Source organism: Parendozoicomonas sp. Alg238-R29 (assembly GCF_947331445.1).
In the GTDB taxonomy this organism is placed as follows: Bacteria; Pseudomonadota; Gammaproteobacteria; order Pseudomonadales; family Endozoicomonadaceae; genus Sansalvadorimonas.
In genome coordinates this window covers 69,361-88,369 of the sequence record NZ_CAMZOG010000007.1, presented here as the reverse complement: position 1 = coordinate 88,369, position 19,009 = coordinate 69,361, and the positions used below count along the sequence as shown (strand labels likewise).

Sequence of the window (19,009 nt, the reverse complement as noted above, 5' to 3'; positions counted from 1 at the left end):
ACCCATGCCAGGTATTCAGGTGCACGGGATTGTCCTATGGATATTGGATGACTGCAAATCTGTTCTGTGTTTTCCCATGAGTCTTATGTCATTATGAGGCCAACACTTCACATGCATGTGAGAATAATTCATTACAACATGACTGCTTTTAATCAAGGTTCGTTCCGGTTGCCATTCCACGAAGTAGGGGGTCGTAACCTTTTGAGCCGTAAGCTTCTCCAGTTGATGGGTGTGGCTGCCACGGTGTTACTCGCTGGTTGCGCAGGCATGAATATTCCGAATAGCCTGCAAGGATTATCAGGTAGTCAGCCTGAAAAATCTCCGAAGGCCGTTGAGCATAGAGTAGAGAAGGCAGAACTTCCTCCTGCGTCTTTTGAACCTGACACTTTTTATGATCTGCTGGTTGCCGAAATGGCAGCTTATGAGCAGCGTTATGACCTGACCCTTGGTAATTATCTGCAGCAAGCCCACAAAACAGAAGATCCGGGGTTGGCCGAACGTGCCTATCAGGTTGCAACTTTCCTTAATGCCAGACAGGCAGCACGGGATGCCTCCCAGCTCTGGGTCAGAATTGATCCGGAAAACCCCGCTGCTATTCGGGCGCAGGCGGTTGAGCAGATTTGGGAAGGCAAACTGATTCTTGCCCTCGGGCAGTTGGAGAAAGTTCAGACTGCAGGCCTTGAAGCACCATTTATGTTTCTTGCCATTCAGGCTGGTGGAGCCACTGATGAGGTTAGAGATCAGCTTCTTGGAGAATATGACCGCCTGCTGAAGCAATACCCGAGCGAGCAAACGCTGGAAATCGGGCGAGCTATGCTATTGCACCAGCTAGGGAAACTGAATCAGGCTCTGGCTCAGATAAACAAGACCATCCGTGAACATGGTGAAGAACCGCCGTCACTGCTTTTGAAAGGGCGTCTGTTGGCAGAGCTGGACCGGCTGGATGAAGCTGTTGCCATGCTGTCTGTTGCCGTTAAGAAATTCCCCGAAGCGCCTCGATTACGGCTTCTCTATGGTCGCCAGCTGGTAAAGCAGGGAGATCTGACCGGGGCTCAGAGACAGTTCGAAATACTGGTGGAACAGCAACCCAGAAACCCTGAACTTTTGCTGTCCGTTGCGCTGGTAGCAATGGAAAACGGAATGCCGGGAGAGGCTGGCCTGTATTTTCATCGGTTAAGTAAAATCCCTGGTCGCGGTAATGTTGCTAACTATTATCTGGGTCGATTGGCTGAACAGATGGAAGACTGGCGGGAAGGGCGTAAAAGCTACTTGAAGGTGAAATCCGGAAAACAATTTATTCCCGCCTATGCCTCGTTGGTGCGTATGTTATCCGACCACGATCAGTGGGAAATGGCTCAACATGATCTACAGAATGCTCGTGAGCAGTATCCCGATTACGCGCCTCAGTTTTATATGATGGAGGGTGAGGTGTTGCTGGAACAGCGTGGCTATGATGAAGCTGCCAAGGTTTACGACAAAGCTCTGGAAGAGTTTCCTGATAATGTGAACCTGCTTTACTCTCGAGCAATGCTGGCAGAAAAGCTGGATGATCTTGCCCGTCTGGAAGTTGAACTGAACCGTATCCTTAAAAAAGATCCGGATAATGCCGCGGCGCTGAATGCGCTGGGTTATACGCTTGCGGACAGAACAGATCGGATTCAGGAAGCGAGAAAGCTTGTTTCCCGAGCCTATGAACTGAAGCCGGAAGACCCTGCCATTATCGACAGTATGGGATGGGTTGAGTATCGACTGGGCAATTACAAAGAGTCTCTTCGCTATCTCCGCAAGGCTTACGAATTGTTTGATGATGCAGAAGTTGCAGCACATTTAGGTGAAGTGTTGTGGGTTAGTGGAGATCGCGAGGAAGCGATGAAAGTATGGGATGCAGCTGTTGAGCGCCAGCCAGACAGTGAAGTTCTCAAATCCACTATTGAGCGTTTGAAAGCAGCCGAGAAGGAGTAGCACGCTTCTTTAGTGATTAAGATTATGAGTAAAGAATGTCTATCCCTGTTTCCTGCAGACCGTGTCAGCACGCTGGTAGTGTGTTTGTTTGTACTGTTTCTCTCTGGCTGTGCAGGCGGCCCTTCAACAAAATCTGAGGTGGTTCTCTCTGATGAGGCATTACAGCAAGCCTGGCAGAGTAACCATGCAAGAGCCAAAGCCATAACCCGGTGGGAAGTTCGTGGTCGAGCAGGAGTTGTTACCAAGGAACAGTCGGGGGCTGTGACTATTCGTTGGGATCGTTCCCCCGCGGCTTTTTCAATTTATATGTCTGGTCCTCTTGGGCAGACACTTGCCCGACTTGAGGGGCAGGGGGAAGTTGGTAGCTCCCGGAAAATTACTCTCGATGTGCCGGGACAGGATCCGGTAACGGCAACATCTGCAGAAGAGCTTCTTTATCGACAGACCGGATGGATTCTACCTTTCTCTTCACTGGACTACTGGCTAAGGGGAATTCCTGCTCCCGGAGAGGGCTATGTGCGGGTTCTGAATGCCCAAGGCTATCTTGCTGAGTTGCAACAGAATGGTTGGCGAGTGGTTTATGGCAGTTATCGCAATGTGAAGGGCGTTCGGTTGCCTGAAAAGATCAAAGCAGAGCGGGACGGTGTCAGGGTGATTTTTTCTATCCGTGAATGGTCTTTGAACAGCTAGATTTTGTTATGCTCAGGGGGATGTTACGGTCTTTTGGATTTGACAGAAGAGGACGTGAACAGTAGAGTAGCGCCGCCTCGGGAGACGGACTCTTCCGAATCGCTGCAAGATCGTCTTCCTGGAATTGCAGGTTGCTGTGCAGATGCCAGAGCAGGTTGCAGTTGTCTCGGGTGTCGGTGTAATCTTCCAGCATTCGGGTGTGAAATAATAATAGTAAAGACGCTACTTTGTGAAAGATAGATGGGGTGTCGCCAAGCGGTAAGGCAACGGGTTTTGATCCCGTCATGCGCAGGTTCGAATCCTGCCACCCCAGCCATACTTATCTGTATCATACCGTCATGTAAGCAATACTCCCGGAGCTTGGCCTATTTCACCCATGCAATGATCCAAGGTATTTGTTGTGTCCAAAATGATGGTATTCGCCGGGAATTCTAATCCGGAACTTGTCCAGAAAGTTGTGGATCATCTGCATATTCCTCTCGGCAAGGCCTCGGTCGGCCGTTTTAGCGATGGTGAAATCGCTGTAGAGATTCAGGAAAACGTTCGTGGTAAAGATGTTTTCATTATTCAGTCTACCTGCTCCCCGACTAACGATAACCTGATGGAACTGCTGGTCATGGCAGACGCTATGCGTCGCTCTTCTGCCCAGCGTGTTACAGCCGTTATGCCTTATTTCGGTTATGCCCGTCAGGATCGCCGTCCACGCTCTTCCCGTGTACCTATCAGTGCCAAGGTGGTTGCCGATATGATCGCCAGCGTTGGTGTTGACCGTGTTCTGACTGTCGATCTGCACGCTGACCAGATTCAGGGCTTCTTTGATATTCCTGTGGATAACATCTACGGCTCCCCTGTTCTATTGGACGATATTGAGCGTCGTGGTTTTGAGAACATCATGGTTGTTTCTCCAGATCACGGTGGTGTTGTTCGTGCCCGAGCCTTCGCCAAGCATCTGAACACAGATCTGGCCATTATCGACAAACGTCGCCCTGAAGCGAATCGTGCGGAAGTTATGAACATCATCGGTGATGTGAATGGCCGTACCTGTATCCTGGTTGATGATATGGTCGATACCGCCGGAACCCTGTGCATGGCAGCGAAAGCCCTGAAGGCCAAAGGGGCTATCAAGGTTGTTGCTTATGCCAGCCATCCGGTTCTGTCTGGTCGTGCACTGGAAAATATAACTAACGCCGAGCTGGATGAACTGGTTGTCACCAATACGATTCCTCTGAGTCCTGCGGCTCAGGCGATTGATAAGATTCGCGCTCTGGATATGTCTCCTCTGATTGCAGAGTCTGTACGTCGTATCAGCAATGCTGAATCTATCAGCGCCATGTTCCGTTAATTCGAACACTGATACCTGATTCTGAAAGCCCGGCCAGTGAGCCGGGCTTTTTGTGGGTGCAAGCTTTCCTGTTGATGGAATTGTCATTCAGATGGAAGACTTGACTGAGGACTGCTTTGTTCAAAAGTACACGGTAGTCAGTGAAAAAATGAACCGGGTTGTGGCTGAAGGGCATGGGAAAATAGTTGTTTCAACTACGGCCAGGGTAAAAGAGCGAAGCTACCGGAGGCAGTTTTCCAGGCACTGGAGAGTGTGGGAACTGTAACAGCGTAAGGTATTAAGGGAGAAACCTTAGCCTGTGCAGCAAAGTGTTACAGAGAACCAATGAAAATCAGGGTAATAATTCCTCAGGATCGTTTGGCAAACATGCTTCGAGCCGTTATCATACGCCGCTTGTTTTTCGGGTGGATCTGGTCGCGGTTCTGCCCATGCTTAAATCCAATTGGAGACTATCATGTCCGAATTTACTCTGAACGCTGTAGCGCGTAAGGACGTAGGGAAAGGTGCGAGCCGCCGCCTGCGCCACGCTGATCTGATTCCAGCCATCATCTACGGTGGTGAAGCTACTCCTGCACAGGTTACCCTGGAAGGTAAGGCTGTACGTAAAGCTCTGGAATCCGAAGCTTTTTACTCTTCCATCGTGACTCTGTCTGTAGATGGTAAGAGCCAGCAAGCTCTGCTGAAGGACATTCAGCGTCACCCTGCTCGTGGCGATGCTATGCACATGGACTTCCTGCGTGTTGATGCTGCTCACGAAGTCACTACTTCCGTACCTCTGCACTTCGTCAACGAAGAAACTTCTGTTGGCGTTAAAGCCGGTGGTGCTGTGTCCCACAACCTGCAGGAAGTAGAAGTACGCTGCCTGCCTGCTGACCTGCCTGAGTTTATCGAAGTCGATATGGCTGATGTTGAGATGGGCGCTTCCCTGCACCTGTCCAACCTGTCTGTACCTACTGGCGTAACTCTGACTCAGCTGGCTCACGGTGAAGCTCACGATCTGCCAGTAGTAAGCATCAACGCTCCTCGCGGTACTGATGAAGAAGCTGAAGGCGAAGAAGCTGAAGGCGAAGAATAAGTTAGTCGATTTATAAACCAAACTAGTGGCATTGAGGCAGGATACTCGTGGCTAAGGCAGCTGATGCTTCCATAGAATTGATTGTTGGCCTGGGTAACCCCGGTCGCGAATACGACGATACACGCCACAATGCCGGCGTCTGGTTTATTGAAGAGTTGGCCCGCTCTGCCGGTGTCACTCTTCAGCCCGAGAAGAAATTTCACGGGCTGACAGCACGGATATCTCTCCAAGGCAGGGATGTCCGTCTGCTCTTTCCGACCACGTTTATGAATCGAAGTGGTCAGGCGGTTGCTGCTATGGCAAACTTTTACCGCATCTCACCTGAACAGATTCTTGTTGCCCATGATGAGCTGGATATTCCGGTTGGAACTGCCCGTTTAAAGCAGGGCGGTGGTCATGGTGGTCATAATGGATTGCGGGATATTATCAGCAGTCTTGGTAATAACAAAAACTTCCACCGTTTGCGTATTGGCATCGGGCATCCCGGTGACAGCAGTAAGGTTGTTGGCTATGTGCTGAATAAACCTTCCCGTGAAGAAGACCGCAAGATTCGCGAAACTATTGATGAATCTGCACGTGTCATGCCTGAAGCCATGGGTGGCTCTTGGGCGAAAGCGGTTCAGCAGCTTCATACATTCTCTGCCTGAAGCTGCCTCAAAGAGCTTTAACTAAGGCATTGCAGTTCAAAGTGCTTAAATGTGGAAAACTTTCCCAGTTTCTCCGCACCCGATGTAAAGGTACTGTACTTTTCTGCTTGAATTCGGCCATTTTCGTCGATGACTAAGGAAAATGTATCAGTGCCTTTATTTAGCAGGTAGGAGTCGCCGTGGTCTTTAGTCACGCTAAAACCGGTACTCGTTGTGGCCCCGAGCGCTGCCATCTCTTTTCTGGCATTTTCTTTTAGAGATTCTTTTACAGCACCTGGATCTCTTGCCGTCAGGAAGTTACTTCCCTTGTAGAGAACAAATTCAGATGTCTGCTCGTAGTCTTCCGTCAACTTGCGATCCACGTCTGCACGTGAACTCGTGCCACTGGCAACTTGATCTGTGAATGAACAGAGTGCATCAATGGTTTCCCGCCCGCTTGTCAGGCCGCTATAAGTCATGAAATGTGGGCTTGTGGCGGCATCCCCGGAAGCTGCAATAGTCAGTGAAGCGCCTCCGTGTTGTCCTTCAATAACAGTGAAGTGGTCCAGAGGTTTGTCCTGTGCGACTGGGAAAGTGGTAGCAAACTGGCTGTTCATCATTCCGAGATTTACGCCAAGTTTTTGGGCAACGCCTTGCTTTTCAGCCGAGGCCTGAAACCACAGCTGTCGTACAGTGTTCTGGATTTCTTTTCTCTCTACTGGGTCAAGGTTTGATCCAACAGTTTCCATCCATTGGTGAGCAAGATCGGGAATCTCCATGCCAAGATAAACCAGGTTACGGTTCTCAAATGTACGCAGCTGGCAAACGTTGTCATTTATTAATGGGAGCATGTCATCCAGAGTAAGTGCATCACTGTTCATGCGTCCATCTCTCAGGTCGTTGATAATCTCTATCAAAAGAGTTCTGTCATCGCCTTCAACAGTATTTAATAAGGGAGAAAGGTCATCTTCAGTTAAACCCAGTGTGCGAACGAGATCTTTTCGAGCAGCATTTGATAAAGCGATACCTACATGGCCGTTGAACGGATGCAGAGTTTCATGAAGCTGAGTGCGATAGTTGTTCTGAAATTCTGTATCAGTTGCCAGCACATCCTGGAAGGCTGGGAAGGTGTCTAACCCTTGGTTTTGTATTTTAGGGCTTTCCCATGATGCAACACCATACTGTTTGGGCTGAGTGACTGGGCAGTGATTCAGGAACTTGCTTCTGGTTGGACTTTCTTTACCGCCGGCACAAATCAACAGGTCGGTTTCGAACACTTCCCGCACTTGCTGTTTGGGATTTTTTTCAGCCCCTGGATCATACTTGCTTTCATATTGCGCTATGACTCTGTATTTTCCGCCAAGTTGATTCGGTGGCTCAACACTGGTGAGTGCGTGGGCTGCCAGTCTCTGGATATGAGGTGGCTTGTGTGGGTCAGAGGCAGTCAGCTCAGATAGACGTGTGTGCAGGACATCTTCAAGGGCTTTGGTCACTATATAGATAGAACCATCTGGCTGGATTTTGGCTTTTCCAGACTCGGGAGCAACGAGTTCATCGAACTGTTCGCCCAAATGATGACGAAGATCCTTGCCCCACTGGTTATCCAGGCGAACAACCTGAGGGCGATTGTAAAGAGTATCCCGTTTTTCAAGAACAACAACCTTTGCACCTTTCTCATACTGGCGCATAGCCGAAATCAAACCTACTGGCCCTCCTCCTTCGATAACAACCTGAGGATGGTTCGGTTTACTATTGTGAGAGTCGTGCATGAATTGAAGTTGTGCATCGTACATAACTTGCCCGGCAAGTTTTTCAACCTCTTCAAGCTGTTGATAGGTTTTGCTAAGAACTGGACCACAAAGCGCTGGGTTTCTCAGTACATCAGGAGCCCACTTCCGGCCGACAGTGGAATTGATTGTATGCAGTTTAGCTCGCGCTTCTGCCGCAATAGCCAGTTGAGGTTTGAGCTGTGCAAGTATTCGGTTTCTCCGGTTCCTTAAAACACGTTTTGCGAGCCGTGGTAATCTAGGCTTTGCCATCTTTAACCACAGCTTTTGTGCCTGATCAATACTGCCTTTCAATTGGTGGGTGTCGAAATTACGTAATTTCTCTTGTGCGGAATTAAATACAGCTTCGGTGGCAGGTGAATGCAGGGATTGCTCCAAAGACTCTTTCACCTTAACGCCTGTTCGGGAACCTGAAGCCAACATCTCTAGTGCATGGAGGTCTTGAACTGTGAAGTGGTCTGGTCTGTCACCTGTTGCAGAATGAGGTAGATCAGCTCTTCTCTCTAAATCATTAACATAGGTTTTTACAGCTGGATAATTGTCAGGTCGTTTTGCGAATCCTGTTCGTATTTCCTGAAACTTTTGGGGAGCATGTGTTTCAAAGTCTTCAAGCAGTTCGGCAGTTATGTTGAGGGAAGTCTGGTCATACAGGCGTTTTTGCGAAGTACTTTCAAAGTGCTGTTCAAGAGTAGTGTGGAACGCTTCAAATTCTGCAGCAGAATCGGGGTCTTGAAGAGCACCGCTATGAGTTGCGCGCATAAAGACTGTTGTATCTGCGATGCTGACAGAAGGTAGTTTGGCTTTCAGTCTTTCGAGCTCTTGCCTGGCTGTATCCAGAGCTTTGGTTGGCTCTAAAAGCAGGTGCTGGTTCACCTGCTCCTTTGCAACTGTTTCTTTACTGCCAAATGTTTGATTTATTGTTCTTCTTTCACTTTTGCTCATAAAAGGAAAGACGCCAGAACGAATATCAGTTACCAGACGTTCCTTTATTCGGATAGAAGATATTTCTGTTGATCGAAGGGTCGTCAGTGCCTGGTCGTGGAGCGTCTGTTTTGCCTTACTGTTGCCCCAAGTATTTTTCAACCAGAGTACAAGAGACCAATTAGAAGTAACTTTGACTACAGCCCGTCCTTTAGAGTCTGCTCCTATCTTAATACGCCCCTTGGAACCATTGGCAAGTTCTAGCTGACTAAGATTGTGGATAAAGGTTGTCGGTTGCTGATCTGCGGCTCTGAACATGATTATTCCCTTAATAAATCTCCCTTTAAAAAAAGTGTATACGGAGATAGATAAAATCAGAGAAAGTGTCAGCTTTTTGGCTACAGTAAACTTCCTACTGAATGGAACATTGGCTATCCCTGCCAGCATGTGTCGCTTCAGTGCAATATAGAGATAATGGGGAGAGGGAGGCAGCTTGGTAGAAGAAGGGTGCTAGAGCAGGCGTTGAAACCTGCTCTGGCAGGGAAAGAGTTAGTCTTTCTTGAGGAATACGCCCCAGTTGAACAGGCCAATCATAATACCGCCACCAATAATGTTGCCAATAGTGACCGGCACAAGGTTTTTCCAGATCATGTTATCAAACGTGATATTAGAGAAACTGGAAGCGGTTTTGCCAATTTCACCCCAGAATTCAGGGGCGGCAATAGCTTTGATCGCCAGACCAACAGGTAGCAGGTACATATTGGCGATAGAGTGTTCAAAACCAGCAGCAATAAACATGGCAACAGGCAAAACCATGGCCATCATCTTACCACTGGCCGTGCGGGCACTGTAGCTCATCCAGACTGCCAAACACACCATCAGATTACAGAGAATACCCAGAACCAGTGCCTGACCAAAGGAGTGCCCCATTTTCGCATTGGCAATGTAGAGTGCGGAAGAGCCGATGGATCCGTGACCACCATGCCACTGGTCAGTGTAAACAATCATAGCGACCATCAGCAGAGAGCCAACCAGGTTGCCAGCATAAACAATGCCCCAGTTTTTCAACATGGTTGCTACGCGAACTTTACGGGTTGCTACAGGAATAGTAATCAGGGTGCTGCTGGTAAACAGGTCGGCGCCGCACAGAACAACAGCCATCAGGCCCATGCTGAAAGAAATACCACCAATAAACTTGGCCAGACCATAAGGGAGAGCAGAAGAACCGGCCGACACTGTGGTGTAGAACACGCCGGCAAGGGCAATCATAATGCCAGCCATAATTGCCAGAGCAAAGGTTTTGGCAGGAGCTTTGCCTGCCTTGCTCAAGGCAACCTGTTCGCCCAACTCGGCCATGGCATAAGGAGAGCGTGCTCCGATATCTAAAGCGTTTGAAGTCATAGGCATGTCTTATCTGGGGGAGATTACAGCCGTCTCGTCAAGCTAACGGTAGCGGCCAACTGCTATTTGTTTATTTAATACACAAACAATAAGCTGGATAGGCTTTCAACAAAATACGTAAAAAAACTACTATTAAGTTGAGTCCGTGAGTAATGGTTGAATTCTGCGAAGGCTTACAGTGTAACGTAGTGGTCCACCGGCTTGTAGTGCGCTGAATGGGTAACAGGTAATCAAGACCAGCCCTTCTGTGTTGCCCACTCGTAATGACTGTTGAGTGGTATCCATTATCTGGATATGGCTTACCCGAAATCTTTGCCACACGCCACTTGTATCTTGCAGGTGGAGTTGATCATCCAGCTGAATATCTTTGAGGAACCGAAAGTGAGTGTCTCTGTGGCCACTTACTATTTTGGTTTCGGTCGTGGAAGTACGGGATAACATACCCGGCCCGAAGGCTAGAGCCTGCCCGCTGGCATTGGCGAGAACATACTGATCAATATCCAACCGGGGAACGATTATCCTGGCCACAGGCCATGTATCCGCCCATTGCCAGGGAGGAAAAATTGTTTCTGGTTGTTCAAGGGACTGCTCCCATGCAGCGGCAATAAGATACTGAGCCAGTTGTGCCTTCACGTGAATATATCCTGCACGCCCCAATTGCCATGTGGCCGTTGCCAACATGGCAATGATAAGCAGAGTTGAGAGCAGCTTTCTTGCTGTTATGTGTGTGATTGGGTTGCTGAATCTATCCATCAGGCTTGTAAAACCCGCTTGCGACGGGAGTGGTATCTGAGTATTAATGCAGCCAGAAGAGCCAGTAGTCCTGCTATCAAATTGAAACCCGTGCCATTGGCCGTTTGTGGCCATGCATGGCTTTTCATCGCCTGCAACTGAGGTGATTGACCTGCAGGAGTGGTGTTAGGAATTACGTTTTTCTTTTGCAATGCCTCTGTCGTGCGTGCTGGTGTTTGATCAATAGCAACAAAGCTTGTGTAGGCGGTAACAAGTTGGTTTTTAAGCGCCAAGGGAAGAACCTTGTTACGCACTTGCTCCGAGTCTTCACCACGGGTTTTCCCATCTTCCAGATTTTCAATTTTAGTCCTGGCCCAAAGCCTGCTGATACCTTCGCTTTGGGCTGCATTTTGTAGTGATAACTGTTTGTTCCATCTATGCGACCCGTTTCTTCCCGTTATTGTGAGTTCTTTTTCTATAGCCTGTCCTCGAATACGAGCGCTGACAATAACGGGCTCACCGGCATAAAGGTCAGGAACACGCGCAGGTAACATGTCTACTTGCAACCCTTCAGGCCAATGCAGAGTGATATCCGTTGCCAGAGGCGATTCCAGCTTCTGGAATAAAGCGGACATTTTCTTTGCGACTTCATTGGTGCTGCCTATCCATGTATGCGTTCCTCGACCGATTTCCGCAGCTTTTCGCATAAACCAGCTATTGGGTGCAGAGCCGATGCCCACCGTAAATAGGCGACTGTTGCCCAGTTGTCGCTGGATCTGCTGGAATAATGCTTCTTCGTTGCCCACGGAACCATCGGTCATAAACACAACCTGTCGGATATATCCTTTGGGTGTTTCGTCTTGTTCGGCGAGAGCCGCCTGCAGGGCTGGAGCCATCTCAGTGCCGCCGCTCGCTTTCAGAGAGCGAATGTATGAAAGAGCCTGGCGGATATTTTTACGGTCAGCCGCGACAGGTTGTGGATAAAGTACACGGAAGTCGGAATTGAATTCGACAATGTTGAACCGATCCTGGGGAGCAAGACGATTGATTGTGGTTGCCAATGCTTGCTTTGCCTGACGAATGGAAGTGCCGCCCATGGAGCCTGAAGTATCAATAACAAAAATCATCTCTCTGGCTACGCGTTGCGTTTTTAAAGAACCCTGCGGAGGCATTAGCATTAAGAGCACGTGCTGTTCATTTTCCAAAAGTTGATTAGAGGGAGTCAGTGTTTTCTCGGCAAATAAAGCGGCTTTAGGTGTGGCTTCCGGTGCGGGTCGCCAGCTTAAAATAAAATCTTTATCCATTGGCACAACAGTGTTGGATGGTGCTATCTGGTAAACACTGTTGTTTCGTGTGGTTTGTAAAGCATGAGAAGGGCTGGCAATACTGGCCAAAGTCATGCCAGCGTCCAGCGTGACGTTAAGGCGCATAGGGTTTTGTATATGTTCTGGCGAAAAGTTAGGAGGCAGAACTCTTGGAGTAATACGATCAGCGTCTGGTACCTGATGGGTGGGAACTCCCCAGCCAGAGCCCGCATCAATAACGATTTCTTCGGCGGCTGTTGGTGCTATCGGTTGACCGGGGATGTAGCGAGGAGTAATGGTCATTGGGAAGCGCAAACTAAACCTTTCATGGTCATATTGAATTGTTTGCTGATAGCTGAGGGTGACAGATATTGTGTCCTTGGGAGCAATGTTTGCGACACTGGTGGTGAACATATTTGGCCGCTCCTGCTCTACCAGTGCCGCTCGTTTGCCACTGTTAACAGCTTGTTGATAGATTTTCTTGGCCTGCTGTTTTTCTTTGATCTGACCTTCGACAACTCTCTCACCAATAGTCAGGCGCATTTGGTAAACCGCAGCATCATCCGGTAGAGGGAATACATAAACTCCCTCCTGCCAGCTATTGGTCGTATTGGTGAATGTTTGGGTGAGCTTTACCTGAGCAACCATACCGCTGATGGCAATGTCGGCTTTACTCTCCTTCAGAACAGCTTGTTGGTACTGGCCATAATCGCCGGTTTTGTAAAGCAGTTGGCCAGCTTCAACTTCAGCTATTGTTGTGTATTGCTCGGTATTGGCGTCGGCCTCGAGGTTGATGACCTGAAGTCCCAACAGAAGAGCCAGTGTTATTGCGAAGAATGACAGTGAATCGGTTTGTTGTGCTTTGAGAGTTGTGGATGGCATGTCGGTTTCGGTTCCTTCCCCGGATAAATAATCTGGAGCTATTGAACCGAATTTTTCTGGCACTCTTTGGGATGAAAAGTGATCAATGGGGAATCAATTGTGGCGAATTATGCAGACGACTATGTAGAGGGGGATAGTCTATTCCTGATGACTGGTGGTTTTTAGTTCCACTGAGTCGTATGTTTAACTGTGAACACCCTTGGATATAACGTAAAAAGAGGCTCCAGCAGGAAGGCCTCTTCTCGTTGTTGTTTACAGTGTCAGCAAGTAGGTCACCAGGTCATCGATCTCCTCTGTGCTTTCTGCACACCAAGGGTGTGGTGTTGCAGGCAGCCCTACGGGTGCTGGTGCGCCCATTTCATCCTGCCCCCACTCTCTACGCATCTTTTGGAAGTCCCAGTAGAAGTTCTGATCATCGAAGTCAGGGCGTACAAAATAGCGGTGACGTTTAATGAAACGTTTGCGTTGCTGGTTTATATCATCCTTTTTCTCTATGACAGGTACAGGAATACGGAAAACATCCCCCTTCCGGTTAATCGAGGGATAAGGATCAATTTCATCTGGAAAGGTTTTTTTCGCATCGTTAATGGCGGGATGCAGTGTGTAATAACGATTGTATAGAGGGGAACCTTCTTGGCATCTCTGAGGATTCACCAGATCTTCAATGTTTCGAACATGCCCATCGGAAAGCAGGCCGCGTTGTTGTGTCCAGTAAATATCTCTGAGGAAGGTTACGCGAATAGATTGCTGATTTTTCTGATAAATCGTTGGGGCGAAAAATCGGCCAACTTCCGCCAGTGGCAACATCTGTTCGTTGGTATGCAGGCCAACCTTGTCGTTATGACAGCTTCCACAGGCTTTGTCGTAAGTCTGCTTTCCACGGGTCACTGCGGCGCTAACTGGTGGTATATTTTGCCAGCCAGTTTGCACAAAACCACCTTCTGACGCTGGCGCCCCTTCAGGCATTAAGCCTTTATGGTTTAACCAGCGGTAGAGGCCAACATTACGCAGATCATCGTCATACTGATCCAGTGTGGTCATATAAGCTGTCAATGCTTTCAGCTCAGGAGCATACATGGACCCCATAGCGCCGTCTGGTTCTTCTGAATGAATGTAGGAACCTTCGAAGCCTACATAGCTTTCAGTGTGAGACAGTGAACGTCTAATTCCGGTGTAATAGCTGACATTAGGTATGGCGATAGGTGAAAACTGATAATCATTGTCTGTCTCTGAGCCTTCACCAACAAGACGGATCAGATTATGTTCGCCAGCGCCCTGAGGCATGTGGTATGTGAGTAAGTCTTTGGCGACCTTTTTTGCTCCAGGCATCCACGCTGGGCCGTTCTCTTCGGCGTAGATACCTTCGAAGGAGTGAGTGGTTAAACCTTCCTTATGTTGCATCACGGCCCATTTCATAGACCATTTGGGGTTAGGTAAACCGGGAACCACTTTCGTGACAGTTTGCCCAGGGGCTGTTTCCCAGGTGATTCTGTTGCCGTGGCAGGATGCACAGTTGAAACCAGCCCAGGAACCGGGGCCATCAAATGGGTCAACGGCTTCTGCATAGCGATAACCGGCCCATCCTGTATTTCTGGTTTCACCGCCGAATTGCTGAGGACCTGTTCCGAGTAAACCGGGAATAGGCGTTGGCATAGGGTAACGATCAAAGTAAACCGGCTTGATCGCTTCTTCTGGCACTTCCCCTGAGTTTGTAGGGTAAGCTCCGAACAGGTTTTCAAGATCGTAAGCCGTACCACCTTTGATTGGGTCAATAGCGCGGTACTGGAAAATAGCATCCCAGCTCAAATCTCGAAACTGATGTGCCAGACCAAGGTTGTAATCGTAGGACCAAAAGACCTCACGTCCTTTACGCACCAGTTCATCAAAACCAGGGTTATTGACCTGAACAGTAAAGCTTGTTCCGTAGGGGGTCTCCGAGAGTTTCGATACAACATCGCAATTGTGTTCAACATCGTCGCCGATAATACGGCGAGTGATGGCATCTATAACATTATGGGATTCACCCGGGCGAATGTAGGATTCGTTGTAGCCATCTCGTTTTTGAATTTGCAGGGTCAGTTCTGTTTCACCATTCGCGACATGAACTGGAACGGTAAAGCTGACTTCGTGATCCTGCCAAGAGAGAATGTCTTTGTCCCAGTTATCCACAACCTTTGCGGTTTCGTAATTCACTTCGTCACTGATAGCCAGTTTCTGTTCATACATCTTCAGATCTGTTTCCAGTACCCGGCTTTTCCCAATCATAAGTTTGGAGAAGTCGATATCTGGCCCCGCTCCCAACCCAGAGCCCCGCAGTGTCACAGTATCTCCTGGAGCCAGTGACGGTGTTTGCCCTGCCATCAGGTTATAAATAACACCATTCACTTCTACTGTTTGGACAATGGGTGTAGGGGTGCTGGCAGCAGATGCAGTACGCAATTGTTCACGCTGACTATCGAAATAACAGAGAGCTTCCTGTTCAGGAAAGTCACCGGGCAGCTTGCAGCCAACAAGTAAAATGGCTGTGCTGACCCAGAGAGTCGCACGATACATGGCAATTCCTTTTTGTTTTTATTTTTTAATTCAAAGCGGTGGGATGAGCTGGAATGCGAATCAGCTGGTTGTGCCACCATCTGAAACAGCGTGCAGAAAAATCATTCAGAAGCTACAAGATGCCTAATTAAGTACGTTGGTGCAAATTTATAAGGAGCGAGAGTTTCTTTTCCCATTCACCAGTATTTTGTACTCATAAATTCCTTCATAGCGAGTACCGGGCTCGTGGGCACTGAACGAGAGGGTGATTTCTTTTCCAGACATAGAAGCTGGCAGGCGGATAGAAGAGCGGTAGTCTTCAGTACGGTTATCAAAATTGAGTGGAAATTCTTTCAGCCAAGGCTCCTCTGAGTCAGGCAAGGTTATCGATAATGTGACCCGGATATTTCTGTGGGGGCGCCCATCTCTTTTCACTTCAACCACCGGCTCCAGAGGTGCTCGTGTAGTAACAGCATTCCCCATATAACCCAGAGACAGCGCCATACCATTAAGAAAGACTGGCTTCTTCAACCATGTTGGCTGCCCCTCATCCATCATATCCTGTATACCACCGGCAAGAGCGAGTTCCTGCATCGGTTGCTCTGGTCGCCCCTGAACCATTTCTTTCATCATTGGCGCAGGCATCATACCTTTGGCCGACTGGCTGGCTGGCTGGGACATCGGCATTGGTGCTCCTATGTTTTGCCAACGAGAAAGAGAATTTGCACCATTGTTGCTGAATGCGATGAAAATACCGTTTGCAGGCAAATCATTAAATCCTTTGGCAGGTTTGTTCCCGGTAATCAAAACCTGCCATAGACCCATCTCATCGCTGAGGTTGAGCAGCAAGCTCTGGGGGCTCTGTTCTTTTGTAGAGGGTAGATCTCCCGCCCAGGAGAACATCAGGTTCTTGCTCTGACTGACAGGGTCATTGAGATGACTCTTCAAAACCATCATCAGCCTCTGCAGCAGATAACGCCCTTTAGCATTAATGTTTACGACAGAAACCATGGTTTCCATATCGAGTGTTTGCGTGTCAGTGATAGTGCACTGAGCTTCTGTTGAGGCTTCTCCAGCGCAGGAATTTTTGCGTGCCATATCAGGTAGAGCGTTCAAAACCTGAATAACCAGCGGCACTGTTTGCCCAAGAATGTTCTCTCCTGTGGATTCGTGCCAGCGTATATAAGGGTAATGGATATCCGGAGAGCTTAGATCTGGCAGTGGGGCCGGTGGAATCTGGCTTGGCCATTGAGCCATGGTCAGGCTGTTAACCTGCCAGTTATCGTCCATGCCCATCATTTCGAGAGAGAGTGTCGGTCCTTGGATCACCAGCATCCTGTTGTTTTCGTCGTGTTGCAGCATGAGCCTGCTGGGCATTGATGTGCCTGAACCTTCCATTTCCTCCTGAACTTTTTGCAATCTGATCAAGCTGCTGAGCCGCAAGTATCCAAGTGGGCTGAGAGCAGAAGATAAAAAATCATGGATAGCAACAGTTTGCCGGGAATGGAGCTTGTCCAGAGAGAGACCTGATTGGCTGGTGTCCATCTGGTTTATTTCCTGTGGGGAAAACCAGCCTGCAAATTTGTCGAACTGGTTAGTCAGATGTTGCTGGCGCATCTGCATATTCTGGCGCTCCAGCTCCCTCATCAGATCATCCTGACGGTTATCCATGGCTGTTGCTGTGGTTATTTCAACCGTAGCCAAAATAACGATCAGATAACTCAGACCTTGCATGTAATTTTTGATACCAGACATAATCACCCCCATTACTTCTGGGTTATCGACCAGAAGGAAATGGGAGCGAGTCAAGAGGATGACTGGATTAGCCGTGGGTGAAAGGCAGTAGGCTCTGGAAATGGCGGGAAAAGAAGGAATAACCTCTGAGCAAGAGTTGAAAAAAAAACATATTTTTTATGCTAATAGGTTCTTTTAGGTATTGTTTTTATTCATGTTTTTTTGGAGTATGCACCATGTTGGTTCAATCTATCCGATAGAACTGCCGTCTTAGGCTTCTGACGCCACCCCTGTTGGAAGGTAAGCGCTCGTTATCACGACATCGCGGCCTGAAGTTTTCTCGTTTGCACCTTTGCACCTTGCACCTTTGCAGACGGGATGAGTTATTTGCCTTTGTAGTTGCCTTTAGGCATAAGGAAGTAGTTGCGATGAAACGGGAACAATGGGGTTCACGTGCGGGTTTTATTTTAGCGGCAGTTGGTTCCGCAATTGGTTTGGGAAATATCTGGCGTTTTCCCTATATGGCTTATGAGAATGGTGGTGGTGCTTTTCTCGTTCCTTACCTGATCGCCATGCTGGCGGCAGGTATTCCTTTCATGATTCTTGATTTTTCTCTGGGTCATAAGTACCGCGAGGCTGCCCCTGGCACTTTGGGTAAATTGATGCCTCGTCTTGAAATTCTGGGATGGTTTCAGGTTTTGATTGCTGCGGTTATCGCTGTTTATTACGTGGCAGTTATTGGCTGGGCGATTTCTTATTTTGGTTTTTCCTTTACCCAGAGTTGGGGAGAAGATGCCAACAGTTATTTCTTCTCTGAATATTTGAAGCTTGGAGATAACTCGCCGTTGTCTTTAGGTTCATTGCAGATGCATATTGTTTTACCTCTGATGCTGGCCTGGGGTATTACGTATGCAGCACTGGTCACTGGTGTAAAAGGCGGTATTGAGCGATTCGGAAAAATCATGATACCGATTCTGTTCCTGATGGTGGTTGGCCTGACTTTACGGGTGTTGATGCTGCCAGGAGCGGTTGATGGTGTGAACTGGTTGTTCCAACCTGATTTCAGTGCGCTGACTAACCCCAAGGTTTGGTCCGCAGCCTTTGGCCAGATCTTCTTCACCCTGAGTGTTGGTTTTGCCATCATGATTGCCTACTCCAGCTACCTGCCAGAGAAATCTGACATCAACAACAATGCCTTTATGACGGTGCTGATTAACTGCGGTTTCTCAATGTTGGCTGGTGTGATGATCTTTGCGGTTCTTGGTTACATGGCTGCTCAGCAGGGTGTGCCTCTGAATGAAGTTGTCAGCTCTGGCGTTGGTCTGGCCTTTATCACTATCCCTACAGCTATCAACCTGTTGCCGGCTCCATGGCTGTTAGGTCCTCTGTTTTTCGGTGCTCTGGTTGTAGCTGGTGTCAGCTCACATATTTCCATTATGGAGGCGATTACTTCTGCCTTTATGGATAAGACTGGCTGGAGCCGTAAAAAAACAGCAACAGTTATTTGCAGTGCAGGGGCAATTATTTCTCTGTTGTTTGCAACCAATGGTGGTCTGTTACTGCTGGATGTAGTGGATTACTTTATCAACAATATTGCAATCCTGGGCAGCTGCTTGATTCAGTTGCTGGTTGTTGGCTGGATTCTGAAACCAGCTACTTTCCGTGAATACACTAATGAGCGTTCTGACTTTGCTATTGGGCGCTGGTGGGATGTTTGTATTCGCTTTGTGAGCAGTGCCTTCCTGGTTGCGATTGTGGGAACCAATCTGGTAACTGCAACTACTGAAAATTATGGTGGTTACAGCGATATGGCCATTATGGTTTGTGGTTGGGGAGTATTGGCTGCGATGGTTGTTATTGCGGTAGCGCTGTCCCGTCGTTCTTCGGATTCTGCTTTGGCAATGGAGGCTCAGTAATGACTGTTTCTGCAATTATTATGATGGTATTGGGTCTGGGTGTGACCTGGGGTGGTGCGTCTTACTGTATTAGTAAGGCGATGAATCGTTAACAATATCGTTGAA

At 48.4% G+C, this 19,009-nt stretch carries 13 protein-coding genes and 1 tRNA gene; 8 read left to right on the top strand and 6 right to left on the bottom strand.

Annotation, left to right across the window (positions count from 1 at the left end; genetic code table 11):
• Window positions 1-201: 201 nt before the first annotated feature.
• The 6 genes from QMA35_RS03280 (at window position 202) to pth (ending at window position 5,716) form a co-directional block, all read left to right on the top strand.
• Window positions 202-1,962 carry a tetratricopeptide repeat protein gene (locus QMA35_RS03280; protein ID WP_281645702.1) on the top strand — a complete coding sequence of 587 codons (1,761 nt, stop codon included), beginning with the start codon at window positions 202-204 and terminating at the stop codon, window positions 1,960-1,962.
• A gap of 24 nt (window positions 1,963-1,986) precedes the next feature.
• Entirely contained in the window at window positions 1,987-2,652 is a 666-nt protein-coding gene (gene lolB / locus QMA35_RS03275) for a lipoprotein insertase outer membrane protein LolB (protein ID WP_281645701.1), read from the top strand.
• Window positions 2,653-2,893: 241 nt separating this feature from the next.
• A tRNA-Gln gene (locus QMA35_RS03270) sits at window positions 2,894-2,968 on the top strand.
• An 84-nt stretch (window positions 2,969-3,052) separates the two neighbouring features.
• Window positions 3,053-3,994 carry a ribose-phosphate pyrophosphokinase gene (locus QMA35_RS03265; RefSeq protein ID WP_281645700.1) on the top strand — a complete coding sequence of 314 codons (942 nt, stop codon included), beginning with the start codon at window positions 3,053-3,055 and terminating at the stop codon, window positions 3,992-3,994.
• Window positions 3,995-4,448: 454 nt separating this feature from the next.
• Window positions 4,449-5,069, top strand: a complete 621-nt coding sequence (locus QMA35_RS03260; RefSeq protein ID WP_281645699.1) for a 50S ribosomal protein L25/general stress protein Ctc — start codon at window positions 4,449-4,451, stop codon at window positions 5,067-5,069.
• Between the two features lie 47 nt (window positions 5,070-5,116).
• Window positions 5,117-5,716, top strand: coding sequence for an aminoacyl-tRNA hydrolase (pth, locus tag QMA35_RS03255; RefSeq protein ID WP_281645698.1), 600 nt, complete (start codon window positions 5,117-5,119; stop codon window positions 5,714-5,716).
• A gap of 17 nt (window positions 5,717-5,733) precedes the next feature.
• Here pth and QMA35_RS03250 read toward each other — a convergent pair whose 3' ends face one another.
• The 6 genes from QMA35_RS03250 to QMA35_RS03225 form a co-directional block, all read right to left on the bottom strand.
• A complete protein-coding gene (locus QMA35_RS03250; RefSeq protein ID WP_281645697.1) occupies window positions 5,734-8,721 on the bottom strand; it encodes a hypothetical protein in 2,988 nt (995 codons plus the stop codon).
• A 231-nt stretch (window positions 8,722-8,952) separates the two neighbouring features.
• Window positions 8,953-9,810 (bottom strand): formate transporter FocA, encoded by an 858-nt coding sequence (gene focA, locus QMA35_RS03245; RefSeq protein ID WP_281645696.1) that lies wholly within the window; start codon window positions 9,808-9,810, stop codon window positions 8,953-8,955.
• Between the two features lie 126 nt (window positions 9,811-9,936).
• The gene (locus QMA35_RS03240; protein WP_281645695.1) at window positions 9,937-10,557 is read right to left on the bottom strand and encodes a class GN sortase; all 621 of its coding nucleotides are present in this window, start codon (window positions 10,555-10,557) and stop codon (window positions 9,937-9,939) included.
• Complete coding sequence (locus tag QMA35_RS03235; protein ID WP_281645694.1) at window positions 10,557-12,722, bottom strand: marine proteobacterial sortase target protein; 2,166 nt, start codon at window positions 12,720-12,722, stop codon at window positions 10,557-10,559. The genes QMA35_RS03240 and QMA35_RS03235 overlap by 1 nt, the downstream gene beginning before the upstream one ends.
• Before the next feature lie 252 nt (window positions 12,723-12,974).
• A complete protein-coding gene (locus QMA35_RS03230; protein WP_281645693.1) occupies window positions 12,975-15,275 on the bottom strand; it encodes a hypothetical protein in 2,301 nt (766 codons plus the stop codon).
• Between the two features lie 147 nt (window positions 15,276-15,422).
• On the bottom strand, window positions 15,423-17,009 hold the full coding sequence (locus QMA35_RS03225) for a hypothetical protein (protein ID WP_281645692.1): 1,587 nt from the start codon (window positions 17,007-17,009) through the stop codon (window positions 15,423-15,425).
• A gap of 407 nt (window positions 17,010-17,416) precedes the next feature.
• On the opposite strand from QMA35_RS03225, the gene QMA35_RS03220 reads away from it, so the two are divergent.
• Window positions 17,417-18,904: a sodium-dependent transporter gene (locus QMA35_RS03220; protein ID WP_281645691.1), complete on the top strand. Its 1,488-nt coding sequence runs from the start codon at window positions 17,417-17,419 to the stop codon at window positions 18,902-18,904.
• Entirely contained in the window at window positions 18,904-18,996 is a 93-nt protein-coding gene (locus QMA35_RS03215; RefSeq protein ID WP_281645690.1) for a MetS family NSS transporter small subunit, read from the top strand. Before QMA35_RS03220 ends, QMA35_RS03215 begins: the two co-directional genes overlap by 1 nt.
• Window positions 18,997-19,009 lie beyond the last annotated feature (13 nt).

Bases quoted from the DNA above. Each gene is read 5' to 3' on its own strand.
- lolB (WP_281645701.1), top strand. From the start codon at position 1,987: ATGAGTAAAGAATGTCTATCCCTGTTTCCTGCAGACCGTGTCAGCACG.
- QMA35_RS03260 (WP_281645699.1), top strand. From the start codon at position 4,449: ATGTCCGAATTTACTCTGAACGCTGTAGCGCGTAAGGACGTAGGGAAA.
- QMA35_RS03250 (WP_281645697.1), bottom strand. From the start codon at position 8,721: ATGTTCAGAGCCGCAGATCAGCAACCGACAACCTTTATCCACAATCTT.
- focA (WP_281645696.1), bottom strand. From the start codon at position 9,810: ATGCCTATGACTTCAAACGCTTTAGATATCGGAGCACGCTCTCCTTAT.
- QMA35_RS03240 (WP_281645695.1), bottom strand. From the start codon at position 10,557: ATGGATAGATTCAGCAACCCAATCACACACATAACAGCAAGAAAGCTG.
- QMA35_RS03235 (WP_281645694.1), bottom strand. From the start codon at position 12,722: ATGCCATCCACAACTCTCAAAGCACAACAAACCGATTCACTGTCATTC.
- QMA35_RS03230 (WP_281645693.1), bottom strand. From the start codon at position 15,275: ATGTATCGTGCGACTCTCTGGGTCAGCACAGCCATTTTACTTGTTGGC.
- QMA35_RS03225 (WP_281645692.1), bottom strand. From the start codon at position 17,009: ATGTCTGGTATCAAAAATTACATGCAAGGTCTGAGTTATCTGATCGTT.
- QMA35_RS03220 (WP_281645691.1), top strand. From the start codon at position 17,417: ATGAAACGGGAACAATGGGGTTCACGTGCGGGTTTTATTTTAGCGGCA.
- QMA35_RS03215 (WP_281645690.1), top strand. From the start codon at position 18,904: ATGACTGTTTCTGCAATTATTATGATGGTATTGGGTCTGGGTGTGACC.